We start from the raw sequence: 14269 nt of genomic DNA on the forward strand, positions 1-14269 counted from the left end.
TAAGGATAACTATTTTTTATTGTCGAAGTATTCTGAGATATCTTGGAGCGTCATGGCGTTTAAACACTGTTTTGCTTCAAGGCCGCCTTTTCTACCGATCAGTACGCCATAGTGCATGTCATAGAAGCCTTCCATTCTATGGGCATCTGGGTTAACGGATAATAAAACACCTTTTTCTAAGGCGTAGCGGTGCCAGCGCCAGTCGAGGTCTAAACGTAAAGGATTGGCATTGATTTCGATGACAACTTTATTGGCTGCGCAGGCATCGATCACTTTTGCATAATCAATTGGATAACCTTTTCTGCTCAGTAGTAACCTGCCGGTAGGGTGTCCAAGAATCGTTGTATAAGGGTTCTCTGTGGCTTTAATTAGCCTTGCTGTGGCTTTCTCTTCATCCATTCTTAGATTGCTGTGCACAGAGGCTACGACAAAGTCGAATGTTTTCAAAATATCATCACTATAGTCTAAAGATCCATCGTTTAAGATGTCACTTTCAATTCCTTTAAAGATTTTGAAAGGGGCAAGTTTGGCGTTTAGGGCGTCAATTTCCTGATGCTGTGCATATAAGCGCTGTTCGTTTAATCCATTGGCATAGAATGCTGATTTGGAGTGGTCGCAGATTCCGAAGTATTCCATTTTCAGGTTGTCCTTGCAGAAAGTGGCCATTTGTTCCAGGGTATGTACACCATCGCTCCAGGTGGAGTGGTTGTGTAAGCTCCCTTTCAGGTCTTCGTAGCTGATCAGCGTTGGCAGTTTGTTTTCTTTTGCCAATTGTACTTCGTTTAATCCTTCGCGGATTTCAGGAGCTACAAATGCGAGTCCAGCGGCTCTATAAATGGCTTCTTCAGTTTCAAAAGGACCATTTCCTGCCAGGGCAAGCACTTCATTCACATGATGTTCGTTGCCGGTTAGCTTAAACCAATTCAGATAGAATGCTTCTTTCGGACAGAGGTGTATTAGTATTTTTAATCCGGAGAGGGTAGTGGTATGAAAAGTTCCATCCGCCTGCTCTTCAAAAGTAAGGCCGTCAAATGAGCTGATTTTCTCCTGAACTTCTTCAGGGCTAGTGGCCCCTATCAGGAAAGGAACATTTTCAATGATCTCCATGCAACGTCTGTATTCTCCGGCAATACCTAATAATGGCGTTCCAGAAATCTGGTTTAACCATACCGCAAGTTCTGCATATAGCTTATTTACGGTGCTTTCTGCATGGGCGTATAGGAATTTCCCTAGTCCGGCCATCCTAAACTCAATGATCTTTTTGATCTCTTCCTGGGTTTTCAATCCAAAGCCTTTGGCTTCGATCAGGCGATTTTCATTACAGGCGTAATAAAGTTCTCCGATGTTTTCAATACCAAGGTCTTTCCAGATCACGAGGATCTTTTTAGGTCCAATACCTTTGATGCCCAGCATTTCGACAATACCTTCTGGTGTTCTTTCCAGAATTTCTTGTAGATCACTCATCGTGCCTGTTTCCAGGAGTTCCCAGACTTTGGCAGAAATGCTCTTTCCAAGTCCGTCGATCTGTGCGATTTCCTCCAGACTTTTACCTTGAATGGCAAAAGGAAGTTTATCTACTTTTAAACCAGCATTAGCTACTGATTTGATCTTAAAAGGGTTCTCATTGTGTAATTCCATCAATTGAGAAAGCAGTCGCAAATTGCGTGAAATGGTCTTATTTTCCATGGGGATGCTAAATTAAATAAAAAGCCCCGATTTTCCGATTAAACTGGAAATGCCTGGACTTTCCTGCTTTCTAATGTTGGGAATCGGTAGCAGCGGCTGGATTGTGAATTGGAGAAATAGGCTGGATCGGCCATAAAAAAAGGTCTAATCTTTAATCCGCTATTCAGGGATCAAAAGATTAGACCTTTTGAATTTTTAAATCTGTTTAGTTCACTGTGATGTCAAATGGCATTCTTGCCTGTACACCTGATTTCGAAACTGCAGTTTTAATTTGCTCATAGATCAGGTAATTGGCACCTAGTTCCTGTTTGGCATAATAGCTTTTTATTTTATCAGTTGAAGTTTCCAGTAATGCTTTGATCGGGTCAATCATTTCTGGGTATTCTACGATTCTATAGTCGGTGATTTTAGCTTTTTTAGCAGCGGCTTTGATGGCATCTTCGAAGCTACCTGTTCTATCGGCCAGGCCAATTTTAACGGCATCAGTTCCAACCCAAACACGGCCACCGGCGATGCTGTCGATATAGGTTTTACTTTTCTTGCGTCCTTCTGCTACACGGGTAATGAAACTATCATACACATGGTTTACGCTATTTTGAATGATCAGTCTTTCTCCGGCAGTCATTGGGCGGTTGGTACTCATGATGTCTGCATATTGTCCGGTTTTTACTCCATCAAATGTAACTCCAAGATGGGTATTCAGTAATTTCTGTAAGTTAGGAATCATACCGAATACACCTATTGAGCCGGTAATGGTATTTGGCTGTACAAAGATAGAATCGGCAGCACAGGCGATATAATATCCGCCGGATGCGGCTACGTTACCAAAAGAAGCGATTACTGGTTTTACTTTTTTAGTCAGCACCACTTCTCTCCAGATCACGTCTGAAGCAAGGGCGCTGCCACCTGGTGAATTTACCCTTAAAACAATGGCTTTAATACTCGTATCAGTTCTGGCTTTTCTGATGGCTCTGGAAATTCTTTCCGAACCGATCTGGTCATTGCCGCCTTCGCCGCCCATGATATCGCCATTAGCATAGATCACCGCAACTTTGGTTCTGTTGGTATTTCCTTTGCTGCCCATGATGACATTTTTCGCATAATCATTGATAGAGATGGTGGTTATATTTTTGCTTTTACTTGTTCCGCTTAAAGATTTTAACTCATCAAGAATTTCGTCTTTATACCTCAGTCCATCCACCATTTTATATTTTTCTGCATCTTTAGGCTGCTGAATTTTATAGTCATTGGCAATCTGGAAAAGACTGTCTTTAGAAATGTTTCTGCTTTTTGAAATGTCATTCAGGAAGGTTGCATACAGTCCGTTTACATAAGCTGTTACCTGCTCCCGGTTTTTATCACTCATTTTGGTATCGATAAAAGGCTCTACAGCACTTTTATAACTACCTACGCGAACGATTTGCATTTCCACACCTAACTTATCTAATGCGCCTTTAAAGAAGGGCATCTGTGAGCTTAATCCTTTAAATTCCAATGCACCTTCAGGATTGATGTATACTTTATCGGCCACTGAGGCTAAGTAATAAGCTCCTTGGGTATAGACTTCGCTATAGGCGATAATTTTCTTTTTACTGGTTTTAAAGTCGATCAGGGCTTCTCTGATTTCTCTCATGTTGGCATAGCCTGCATTTGGAGAAGAGACACTCAGGTAGATACATTTAATATTGTCATCATACTTTGCTGATTTCAGGGCTTTGATGATGTCAGTAAAACCGATGCTTTTTTTTCCTTCATCGCCTACGATAGGTAATTCAGATAGCGGATCGCTATAAGTACGTTCAGTAACAGCCTGGTCCAGGTTGAGGTAAAGTACAGAGTTATTGTCGACTACCACCGTTTTATCTTCCCCAATAGAAGAAACGACGCCTACGATAATTGCGATGAACAAGAATAAAAACACCACTACCGATAAAATAACTCCTACGACAGTTGCAAAAACATACTTAAAAAATTCTTTCATTTGACGGTTAAATATTTAATTTGTAAATATAGTTAAAAAAATGCCTAAGGCTTTTATATGGAGTTGGATAGTAAAAATGTTTATTTGTTACTGGGAAGTAATTTAGGGGATCGGGAAGCGCTGTTAACAGAAGCCATTGTAGAAATTGGGAATCAGGTTGGTGCAATATTTGCGCAATCGTCATTTTATGAGACAGCTGCCTGGGGTAAAACTGATCAGCCAGCCTTTTTAAATCTGGCTTTAGGCTTGAAAACGACGATGGGTCCATTGGAGGTTTTGAAAGCGGTATTGGGAATTGAAGCTGAATTGGGCCGGGTGAGGAAGGAAAAATGGGGGGCTCGACTGATTGATATTGATGTGATGTTTTATGGTGAGGAAGTGGTAGATCTGGGTGAAGAACTTCAAATACCTCATCCTCAGCTACAATACAGAAAGTTCGTATTGGTTCCTTTAGCAGAGATTGCAGGTGAGATAATTCATCCCCTTATCGGAAAACGTGTATCAGAAATATTAGCTATATTAGAGGATAATTTAACTGTAACAAAAATTTAATTTATTAGATTTGTTTTAATGATCGACCAGAATAAAAACAACGAACCACTTGACCTGACTTATCTGAAGGATATGTCAGGGGATAGCGCCGAATTTATTATAGAGATGCTAGACCTTTTTAAAGCACAAACTCCTGCTTATGTTGCGGATTTGGGCAGGGCTTTGGCAGATGAAGATTGGGCAAGGGCATCGAGCTGTGCGCATAAAATCAAACCTACATTTGCGTATGTAGGACGTGAAGATGCGAAAGACCACATGCAGATGATGGAAAGAAATGCCAGAGAACTCACTAATATTGAAGGATTGCCAGCTGCATTTGAAGAGCTTAACGCATTTGTTGCAGTGTTGTACAGACAACTGGATGAAGCTAAAGCCGATCTTAAGAAACGGCTTTAACTTTTGTCGTTCTATTCTCTATAATGGATAGAACGATATACAATACCAGAATAAGTGGGATCGCCACAAATTTGAAGATCACTAATAGTAGTATAGAAGCGATAATCAGGATATATCTGAAGCTATTTTCAGCAAAGCCGAAGCTTTTAAATTTTAAAGCGATTAGTGTAATTTCACTCACCAGTAAATAGCATGCCAGGGGAATAAAGGCCAGGTATACTACTATGGTAGTTGTAGAACTGTCTAAATAAAACGAATCACTTTCATAGATAAAAGGTACGGATGCAATCACTGCGGAGATAGCCGGAGTGGGTACGCCTATAAATTTATCAGTCTGCCTGGTATCAAGATTGAATTTCGCCAGTCGGTAGGCTGAAAATACCGCAATAAAGAATGCCAGGTAGGAAAGGATCGAGTAGTTCCCATATATATACATAGCTTTTGGTGCGATATGGAACAGGATCACTGAAGGCAATACACCAAAGCTTACCATATCTGCTAAGGAATCCAGTTCCTTACCCATAGGTCCGCTTACGTTTAAAAGGCGTGCGGCAAAACCATCAAAAAAGTCGATGAAGAGGGAGATAAGAATGCAGAGTGCAGCCATTCTTAAATCGCTGTTAAATGCGAAAACAATACCAATACATCCACTAAAAAGGTTAGCGGAGGTAATGGCATTGGGTATCTGTTTTATGATCATTTCAAATTAGCTATTCATAGAAATCAAAAACTCTTCGTTGGTTTTTGTATTTCTGATTTGCTGTTGTACAAATTCCATGGCTTCCTGAGCGTTCATGTCGGCCAGATGATTACGTAAGATCCATACACGTTGTAAAGTGTCTCTATCGTGTAGTAAATCGTCTCTACGTGTACTTGATGCTGTGATGTCAATAGCAGGGAAGATACGTTTGTTAGATAATTTACGATCCAACTGTAATTCCATGTTACCAGTTCCTTTAAATTCTTCAAAGATTACCTCGTCCATTTTCGAACCGGTATCTGTTAAAGCAGTAGCAAGAATGGTTAATGAACCACCTCTTTCGATGTTACGTGCCGCACCGAAGAAACGCTTAGGTTTGTGCAATGCATTGGCATCCACACCGCCTGATAATATTTTTCCTGAAGCAGGAGCAGTGGTATTATAAGCTCTGGCTAATCTGGTGATGGAGTCTAATAAGATCACTACATCATGACCGCATTCTACCAGGCGCTTAGCTTTTTCCAAAACGATATTGGCAATTTTAACATGTCTTTCTGCAGGCTCATCAAAAGTAGAGGCGATAACCTCAGCTCTTACGCTTCTTGCCATATCTGTTACCTCTTCCGGACGCTCATCGATCAATAAAATGATCAGGTATACTTCTGGATGGTTTTTAGCAATCGCATTTGCAACTTCTTTCAGTAAATTAGTTTTACCTGTTTTTGGTTGTGCAACGATCAGACCACGCTGTCCTTTACCGATTGGAGTAAACAAGTCGATGATTCTGGTCGAGTAGTTGTTGCTTTCCGTGAACAGGTTTAATCTTTCTGTTGGGAATAATGGGGTCAGGTAGTCGAAAGGAACACGGTCCCTTACATCAGCAGGTAAACGTCCGTTGATGGTTTCTACCCTCACTAATGGGAAATATTTTTCGCCTTCTTTTGGAGGACGGATACTTCCTTTTACGGTATCACCAGTTTTCAAACCAAATAATTTGATCTGAGATTGTGATACGTATATATCATCCGGAGAAGACAGGTAATTATAATCCGCAGACCTTAAGAAACCGTAACCATCAGGCATAATCTCTAATACCCCTTCATTGGTGATGGTATTGTCGAAATCCAGGTTTGAATAGCTGTTTTCGCTTTGTTTCTGATTGGCGTTGTGGTTAGGTGTTTTTTGTGGCCTGTTGTCTTCTCTTACTGGACGTTGTTTTTTGCTTTCCGTTTGAGGGTTTGAAGCGGTTTCGGTTTTTACTTCTGCAGCAGTTGCTGTTCCTGGTGCTGTAGCTTGTTCCTGCGCGGATTCTGGAGCGTTAGTAATTTTCTCTTCTGCAACTGGTGCTGGTGCTTTCGATTGCGCCTGGGATGGCTCATTTTCGAATAATGCAGCTCTGTTAAAGTTGTTGTTCTTGCTTTCTTCTTCCTCTTTAGGCGTAATTCTGATCCTTTTTCTGGTAGATTTTTCAGCAGGGCTTTCTTTTACAGCTTTTACTTTTGGCGCTTTTGCAGGTGCTTCACTTTCAACAGGTGCAGCAGCTGGTTCTTGCTCTGCCATTTGAGAGATGATTTCAACCAGTTCAGCTTTACGCAACTCATCGGCATTTAGGATACCTTGAGTTTTAGCTATCTCCCGCAATTCGGCGGTGAGCTTTTCATTTAATTCTGTTTTGTTAAACATTATATGGGTGTAGAGAATATTTTAAATAAAATTGTTTATCCAATTGAACAGAGCAAAAAATGCATTTATAAAAGATGGTATGGAACAAAATTTTATGAGATTTTCTGGAATGGTCAGATAAACTTTAGGGAATTATGCCACAATTGTATGTATTTGTAAATTAATCTCCAAGAAAAACTTTCAAATGTTTATAAAAATTACATTGAAAAGTTTAAAAACAAGATTAAATTCCTACGAAATTTGGCATCTTTGCACACAAAATTACGCATAGATGAATAAAAAACAGCTATTTGAGCAGATCCAGATTAAAAAATCTTTTTTGTGTGTTGGGCTTGATCCGGTATTAGAAAATATCCCTCCTCACCTTCTAAAATATGAAAATCCAGTTTTAGAATTCAATAAGCAGATTATTGATGCTACGAAAGATTTGTGTGTGGCGTATAAACCGAACACTGCTTTTTATGAATGTATGGGACTGAAAGGTTGGGAAACATTGATCAAAACCTGGCAATATCTGCCGGAAGATATTTTCAGTATTGCAGATGCAAAAAGAGGAGATATTGGCAATACTTCTGCGATGTATGCGGATGCTTTTTTCAATGAGGCTAAGTCGGACATGAGTTTTGACTCGGTTACCGTGGCACCATATATGGGTAAGGACTCCGTAAGCCCGTTCTTAAATTACAAAGATAAATGGGTGATTTTATTGGCACTGACCTCGAATGCTGGTCATGGTGATTTTCAATTACACCAGACTCCAGAAGGAAAATTATACGAAGAAGTGATTCGTATTTCTTCTCAATGGGCAGACAGTGAGCAGTTGATGTATGTTGTTGGTGCAACCAGGGGTTCAGAATTTAAAAATATCAGAAGATTGGCACCAGATAATTTCTTGTTGGTACCAGGGGTTGGCGCGCAAGGCGGAAGTTTGGCCGATGTATGCGAGTATGGCTTAAATAAAGAGTGTGGCTTATTGGTGAATTCTGCCAGAGGCATTATTTATGCAAGTAAAGGGGAAGATTTTGCAGAACGAGCAAGAGAAGAAGCATTGAAATTACAGCAGGAAATGGAAGTAATTCTATTGGCTGCGAAATTGATATGACCCAAAAGACCGATGTAAAGCTGATCGGGGCTTTATTGGTAGTTGCCATTGTATGGGGGACTACCTACCTTAGTATTCGTGTGGCGGTAGAAACGATTCCTGCCTGGTTTGTGGCAGCGATGCGACAAACCATCGCTTCATTGATTCTGATGACTATTTTGATCTATAGAAAAGAACTGGTCTGGATGGGCTGGCCCTATCTGCGTCGTCAGATTGTACTCTCTACGTTAATGGTGGTGATGGCCAATGGTATGGTGACCGTGGCAGAAGAAACGATTCCCAGTGGTTTAACTTCCCTGTTGAATTCCTTAAATCCTCTGGTTGTTTTTCTGGCCTGTGTGGCTGTTGGTTTACAAAAACCAAGCTGGAAGGGGTTTATAGGTGTTATGATTGCTTTTCTTGGAGTAGTGTTTATTTTTAGAGATGGCATTAGTGAATTGCTGGATCCAAACTATAAAACGGGGATCATGTTCCTTTGTTTCGCCATCAGTGGCTGGACTATAGGAACAATTTATACAAAGAAAAATAGTCATAAGTCAGATCATATTTTACTGGACCTGTTTTATCAGTTTGCATTTTCAGCAGTAGCGCAGTTTACGCTGGCTTTCCTGTTTTCAGGATCTACTTCGCTGAGCAATTGGAGTTTGCATAGCCTGATGGCAGTGACCTATCTGGCGGTATTTGGTTCTGTGTTGACTTTTTTCTGTTATCATTACGCCTTAAAAAGGGTTTCGCCTACTGAGGTTTCTATCCTTACTTATTTTAATACAGTGATTGCCTTGTTTTTGGGCTGGCTGATTCTAGATGAGGTGATTACGAAAGACATTGTCATCGCAACGGTATTGATTATTACCGGCGTATTTATTACAAATTATAGAAGAAAATAACTTATTGATTCTTTGGTGATAATTTAACTCTTTATAGTTAAGTTAGACTGCATGAGATTCCTTGAAAGTTTTCTTCATTTTATTTGGCAATTCCGACTGTTCCAGGTTTTGAATTTGTTTTGTACCACAGGGGAGAGCTTGTGTATCCTGGGCGTTGGAATGGCCAACAAGCATGCAGGGCCGGATTTCAATCAATCGAAACTGTGCATCGGCGACCGTACCTGGATTGGTGATGTAGAAATTCATTTGAAGTCATCCGACTGGTTGTTACATGGTCATCAGGATGATCCAGCTTATGACGCCGTGATTTTACATGTGGTTTATGAGCATGATCAGGTGATTTACCGGAAGGATGGCAGCTTGATTCCGGTGTTGATCCTGAAAGAACTGTTTCCAGAGCACCTTTTGCTGCATTATGAAGGGCTAATCCATTCTATCCATTCTTTTCCCTGTGAAAAACAAATTCATAGTATAGATCCGATCATCATAAATGGTTTTTTATCCAGAATGATGATTGAACGGCTGGCGCAAAAATCAGACCTGGTGTTTGACCACCTGGCTAAAGTAAAAGGGGATTGGGAAGGTACTTTTTATCATTTCCTGGCTAAGAGCTTTGGTTTTAAGGTGAATGAGATTCCTTTTGAACTTCTAGCGACTTCATTGCCTTTGTCGGTGATTCGGAAACACCTGGATCATCCTTCGCAAGTAGAGGCTTTGGTATTTGGACAGGCTGGGTTTTTATTCGGATCTTTTAAAGATGCGTATCCCCGGAAATTGAAAAAAGAATACCGGTTTCTACAAAAGAAGTATGGATTGAGACCTATTGGTGTAGGGGCCTGGCGGTTTTTGAGAATGCGGCCGCAGAATTTCCCAACGTTGAGGTTGGCGCAATTTTGCGCTTTGCTGTTAAAATCAGATCGTTTATTTTCCAGGGTGCTTGAGCTGGAAGAATTGGCGGAATTAAAGCTGCTGCTGCAAGAACTACCTGTCAATCCTTATTGGAAAACCCATTATCACTTTCAGAAAGAGACAAAAAAAGTAAAGATTCAACTGGGACAGCGCTCCGTTTTACACCTGATTATGAATGCGGTTTGTCTTTTTGCAGCGGCTTATGGTAAATATTCAGATCAGCCGGATTTGATGAATCGTGGCTTGCAGTTGTTGGAACAAATGCCTGCTGAAAGCAATGTGATCATCAGGCATTACCAGCAAGCAGGTGTCGTGGTAGAGAACGCTTTTTTCTCTCAAGCAGTCCTTCAACTAAATAAATATTATTGTGCTCAAAAAAAATGCTTAAATTGTGGTATCGGAATTAAGATATTAAACCAATAAGATGTTCCAACGTATCATTACATTTTTTGAAAAGCAAAGTTTTGGGGTGTGTACCTATCTTGCTGAACGATTTAACATATCGATCAGTAAAATCAGGCTGTTTTTTATTTATTCTTCTTTTCTGGCAGTTGGTTTTCCAATTATTTTTTACATTCTAGCGGCATTGGTGCTGGATGTGAGACATTATGTGAAAAAAATCAGGCTGCGCATCTGGGATGTTTAATTTCTTTTATGACTCCTTTTCCTGTGGTTTGGAAAGCTTTAAACTTTCAAAATAGCCGCAATTTCCGGAAATCCTTTTTCGTCAGCAAGGTCTGTTGGCAGTTTGCCGCCTTCCATTCTAATGTCCAAAGCTGCTCCATGTTCCAATAATAGGATAATGATCTCTATATTTCCAATTTGTGCAGCGGCATGTAATGCGGTTAGTCCGGCTTGTTGTTTTGCATTGACATCAGCACCGGCCTCTAAAAGCATTTTGGTAATGGCAAAGCTTTTTGCCGCAACGGCGGAATGAATTGGGAAAACGCTGAATCCATTACTGGCAGGAATGTTTGCGTCTGCTCCTTTGAAAAGTAATAATCTGGTGATTTCTTCATGGCCGAAATAAGCGGCTAGTCCTAAAGCAGTGAAACCATCTTTTGAAGTAGTATTGAGCAGTTCTGGCTGCTGTGCTAATAGCTGATCTGTTTCCTGAAATTTGCCTAGTGCACAAGCTTCAAAAAGCGTAATGTTTTTCGCAAAGCCAGCGATTATCCCTGCAGTGACAGGTTTTTTATAATAACAGGCGAGTAGTAGTGGTGATATCCCATGACTGGTTTCCTGGCTGGTTAGTTCCGGATGCTTGGTCAGCAAATCAGAAATCTCTTGTTTATTGTCTGTTTCTATTAGTGTTTCGAGCTGAGAGATGTCCATTGTTAGATTTAGATCTTAAAATACGGGAATAAATTAACAAATTTTAAATGACATCAACATAAAAAAAATCCCAGCAGATAAAAATACCTGCTGGGATTAACCTTAAAACAAAACTTATCTCTAATTAAAACTTAAACGCTACAGGTATGACTATGATTGCTTTAGAAGGTTTAATCGGTATTGAAATGGAGTTCAGCTTTCTCTATTTAAGCAGTTAAGAATTTTTGTTTAATAAGTATACGTTTAAATGTATTTATAATAACTTAGTACATACAAGGATATGTTTTATATTTGTTGTGTATAATATTAGTCACGAAAAATGTCGGTAAGGGGAAATCAATTCAGGTCCAATTCGTTTAAAAACGAATCTGGCGATAAACAGAGCTCGAAGTCAACAACGTCCAGACCATCAACAGAAAGATTTAACATCATGCCGCGCCTGGATTTTCAGAATGGCAGGTTGTTTAAGATCATCGGGTTAGTGTTTGTGGTATTGTCTTTATATTTTCTAATTGCTTTTACTTCTTACCTTTTTACCTGGCAGGAAGATCACAGTTATGTGATTGATGCTAATGGCGGATGGAGTAATCTTTTTAAGACTTATGAAGAGCTGCAACAGGTAAATATCAATCCAGTGGTGTCTAATTGGCTAGGTAAAATCGGGGCTTTACTGGCACATCAGTTTATTTATGAATGGTTTGGTTTAGCTTCTTTTTTGTTCATATTTGTATTCTTTGTGATTGGCTACCGCCTCCTGTTTAAGGTGAAAATATTCTCTATTGAAAAAACATTGGCTTATAGTCTTTTCTTTTTATTGTTCATCTCTTTAACCTTTGGTTTTGCACATTCTTTTATCAGCGATGCACCTCATTTCTTTGAAGGTGAGTTTGGATACTGGACCAATAAATTACTTACTGCACAAATTGGAAAGGCCGGTGTAGCTGGATTAATTGGCTTTTTAGGCTTATCAATCCTGATCATTGCCTATAACATTGACTTTAAATTGCCGGAACGTAAGAAAAAAGAAACGATTTTACCTGATCTTTCAGAAGAAGATGTATTAGGAACTGATAATGAAATGCGCTCAGAGCCGGTAGAATTTACTTTAAATGACCGGTTGGCAAGAGATCAGAAAAGAGAACAGCAAACGATCAGGCCTTCCAGCAGGTTTGAAGAAGCCGAAGAGCGGGAATTGGATCGAGATCCCATTCGAGAATATCGTGCTGCAAATTCACCCGCGGCCTCGCCATTGGCTAATGTACAGTTGGAAACCACTCCAGTAACTCCAATACCACCGGTGCCTGTAGTGCCACCGGTAGCGCCAGTATTGCCACCAGCTCCACTAATGTCGGCAGTAACGATGCCTATGGAAATTACACCAGCTCCCGAACCGGAGCCGGAATTAGAGCTTACACCAGAATTAGTGCCAGAGGAAGAACCCGAATTGGAATTGGTGATTGAAAAGTCGGAGGATGAAAAAACTTCTGATGAGCTGGTGAAACAGTTTGGTAATTATGATCCTACTTTAGATCTTGCGAGTTACAAATATCCTGGGCTTGATTTATTAGAGAATTACGGTTCCAACAAGATTCCTGTGAATACGGACGAGTTGGAAGCGAATAAGAATAAGATTGTCAATACGCTGCTTCATTACAATATTGAGATAGATAAGATTAAAGCAACGATTGGTCCAACGGTTACCTTATATGAGATTATACCTGCACCAGGAGTGAGGATTTCCAAGATTAAAAATCTGGAAGATGATATCGCTTTAAGTTTAGCGGCTTTGGGAATCAGGATTATCGCTCCAATGCCAGGAAAAGGTACAATTGGTATTGAGGTGCCTAATTTACACCCAGAAATGGTGTCTATGAAAAGTATTCTGGCAACAGAGAAATTCCAGACCACCACTATGGAACTGCCAATTGCCATGGGTAAAACCATTTCCAATGAGGTTTATATAGGTGATTTGGCGAAAATGCCCCATTTGTTGGTGGCTGGTGCTACGGGGCAGGGTAAATCGGTGGGGATTAACTCCATTCTGGTTTCGCTGCTTTATAAGAAACACCCTTCGCAGTTGAAATTTGTATTGGTCGATCCTAAGAAAGTAGAGTTAACCTTGTTCAATAAAATTGAACGTCACTTCCTGGCTAAACTTCCAGGAGAAGCAGATGCGATTATTACGGACACCAAAAAGGTGATCAATACACTGAACTCTTTGTGTATTGAAATGGATCAGCGTTACGATTTGCTGAAAGATGCGCAGGTGAGAAACCTGAAAGAATACAATGAGAAGTTTATTAAAAGAAAACTGAATCCGAATAATTCACACCGTTTCCTTCCATACATTGTATTGATTGTGGATGAGTTTGCGGATTTAATGATGACTGCCGGTAAAGAGGTGGAAGCACCGATTGCCCGTTTGGCACAGCTGGCACGTGCGATAGGGATTCACCTTGTGCTGGCTACGCAGCGTCCTTCAGTAAACATCATAACGGGTACAATTAAAGCGAATTTCCCTGCCCGTTTGGCCTTTAGGGTATTGTCGAAAATTGACTCCAGAACGATCCTTGACAGTGGCGGTGCCGATCAGCTGATTGGTAGAGGAGATATGTTATTGTCTACAGGAAATGACCTGATCCGCTTGCAGTGTGCTTTTGTCGATACACCAGAAGTAGATCGCATTTCGGAGTTTATTGGCAATCAAAGAGGTTATCCGGAGGCTTATCAGCTGCCTGAATATGTAGATGAAGCTGCAGAATCGGCGAAATTGGACTTCGATCCTAAAGATCGTGATTCAATGTTTGAAGATGCTGCACGCTTAATTGTAATGCATCAGCAAGGTTCTACTTCCTTGATTCAAAGGAAGTTGAAGTTGGGTTATAATAGGGCAGGCAGGATCATTGATCAGCTGGAAGCCACAGGTGTGGTAGGGCCTTTTGAAGGTAGTAAAGCCAGAGAGGTACTGATTCCAGACGATTATGCTTTGGAACAGTTCTTGAATGACCTGAAGAATAACTAATCCGAAATAGAAATAG

12 protein-coding genes are annotated in these 14269 nt (G+C 40.4%); 7 read left to right on the forward strand and 5 right to left on the reverse strand.

All coding sequences use genetic code 11. The features are described 5' to 3' along the window. Window positions 1-9 precede the first annotated feature (9 nt). The gene (locus AQ505_RS05890; RefSeq protein WP_062547325.1) at window positions 10-1686 is read right to left on the reverse strand and encodes a DNA polymerase/3'-5' exonuclease PolX; all 1677 of its coding nucleotides are present in this window, start codon (window positions 1684-1686) and stop codon (window positions 10-12) included. A 205-nt stretch (window positions 1687-1891) separates the two neighbouring features. Further along, window positions 1892-3667, reverse strand: a complete 1776-nt coding sequence (gene sppA, locus AQ505_RS05895; RefSeq protein ID WP_062547326.1) for a signal peptide peptidase SppA — start codon at window positions 3665-3667, stop codon at window positions 1892-1894. A 57-nt stretch (window positions 3668-3724) separates the two neighbouring features. Here sppA and folK point away from each other — a divergent pair, with 57 nt between their 5' ends. Together folK and AQ505_RS05905 are read left to right on the forward strand one after the other, a co-directional pair. Then, window positions 3725-4219 carry a 2-amino-4-hydroxy-6-hydroxymethyldihydropteridine diphosphokinase gene (gene folK / locus AQ505_RS05900; protein WP_062547327.1) on the forward strand — a complete coding sequence of 165 codons (495 nt, stop codon included), beginning with the start codon at window positions 3725-3727 and terminating at the stop codon, window positions 4217-4219. A gap of 18 nt (window positions 4220-4237) precedes the next feature. Beyond that, a complete protein-coding gene (locus AQ505_RS05905; protein ID WP_062547328.1) occupies window positions 4238-4615 on the forward strand; it encodes an Hpt domain-containing protein in 378 nt (125 codons plus the stop codon). Here the strand turns inward: AQ505_RS05905 and pssA are convergent. Both pssA and rho read right to left on the reverse strand, forming a co-directional pair. Further along, window positions 4599-5315 carry a CDP-diacylglycerol--serine O-phosphatidyltransferase gene (pssA, locus tag AQ505_RS05910; RefSeq protein WP_062547329.1) on the reverse strand — a complete coding sequence of 239 codons (717 nt, stop codon included), beginning with the start codon at window positions 5313-5315 and terminating at the stop codon, window positions 4599-4601. The two genes, AQ505_RS05905 and pssA, sit on opposite strands and share 17 nt — an antisense overlap. A 6-nt stretch (window positions 5316-5321) precedes the next feature. After that, window positions 5322-6998 carry a transcription termination factor Rho gene (gene rho, locus AQ505_RS05915; protein WP_062547330.1) on the reverse strand — a complete coding sequence of 559 codons (1677 nt, stop codon included), beginning with the start codon at window positions 6996-6998 and terminating at the stop codon, window positions 5322-5324. 271 nt (window positions 6999-7269) lie between these two features. On the opposite strand from rho, the gene pyrF reads away from it, so the two are divergent. Genes pyrF through AQ505_RS05935 form a run of 4 tightly spaced genes read left to right on the forward strand, consistent with a single transcriptional unit; the run spans window position 7270 to window position 10542 of the window. Further along, window positions 7270-8100: an orotidine-5'-phosphate decarboxylase gene (gene pyrF, locus AQ505_RS05920; RefSeq protein ID WP_062547331.1), complete on the forward strand. Its 831-nt coding sequence runs from the start codon at window positions 7270-7272 to the stop codon at window positions 8098-8100. Further along, window positions 8097-8987 (forward strand): DMT family transporter, encoded by an 891-nt coding sequence (locus AQ505_RS05925; RefSeq protein ID WP_062547332.1) that lies wholly within the window; start codon window positions 8097-8099, stop codon window positions 8985-8987. Before pyrF ends, AQ505_RS05925 begins: the two co-directional genes overlap by 4 nt. 51 nt (window positions 8988-9038) lie before the next feature. After that, the gene (locus AQ505_RS05930; protein ID WP_062547333.1) at window positions 9039-10319 is read left to right on the forward strand and encodes a DUF2851 family protein; all 1281 of its coding nucleotides are present in this window, start codon (window positions 9039-9041) and stop codon (window positions 10317-10319) included. 1 nt (window position 10320) lies between these two features. After that, the gene (locus AQ505_RS05935) at window positions 10321-10542 is read left to right on the forward strand and encodes a PspC domain-containing protein (RefSeq protein WP_062547334.1); all 222 of its coding nucleotides are present in this window, start codon (window positions 10321-10323) and stop codon (window positions 10540-10542) included. A gap of 38 nt (window positions 10543-10580) precedes the next feature. Here the strand turns inward: AQ505_RS05935 and AQ505_RS05940 are convergent, their stop codons facing one another. Then, a complete protein-coding gene (locus AQ505_RS05940) occupies window positions 10581-11231 on the reverse strand; it encodes an ankyrin repeat domain-containing protein (protein WP_062547335.1) in 651 nt (216 codons plus the stop codon). A gap of 319 nt (window positions 11232-11550) precedes the next feature. Between AQ505_RS05940 and AQ505_RS05945 the strand changes: the two genes are divergently transcribed. Beyond that, on the forward strand, window positions 11551-14253 hold the full coding sequence (locus AQ505_RS05945) for an FtsK/SpoIIIE family DNA translocase (protein WP_062547336.1): 2703 nt from the start codon (window positions 11551-11553) through the stop codon (window positions 14251-14253). Window positions 14254-14269 lie beyond the last annotated feature (16 nt).

The organism is Pedobacter sp. PACM 27299 (assembly GCF_001412655.1).
Lineage (GTDB): Bacteria > Bacteroidota > Bacteroidia > Sphingobacteriales > Sphingobacteriaceae > Pedobacter.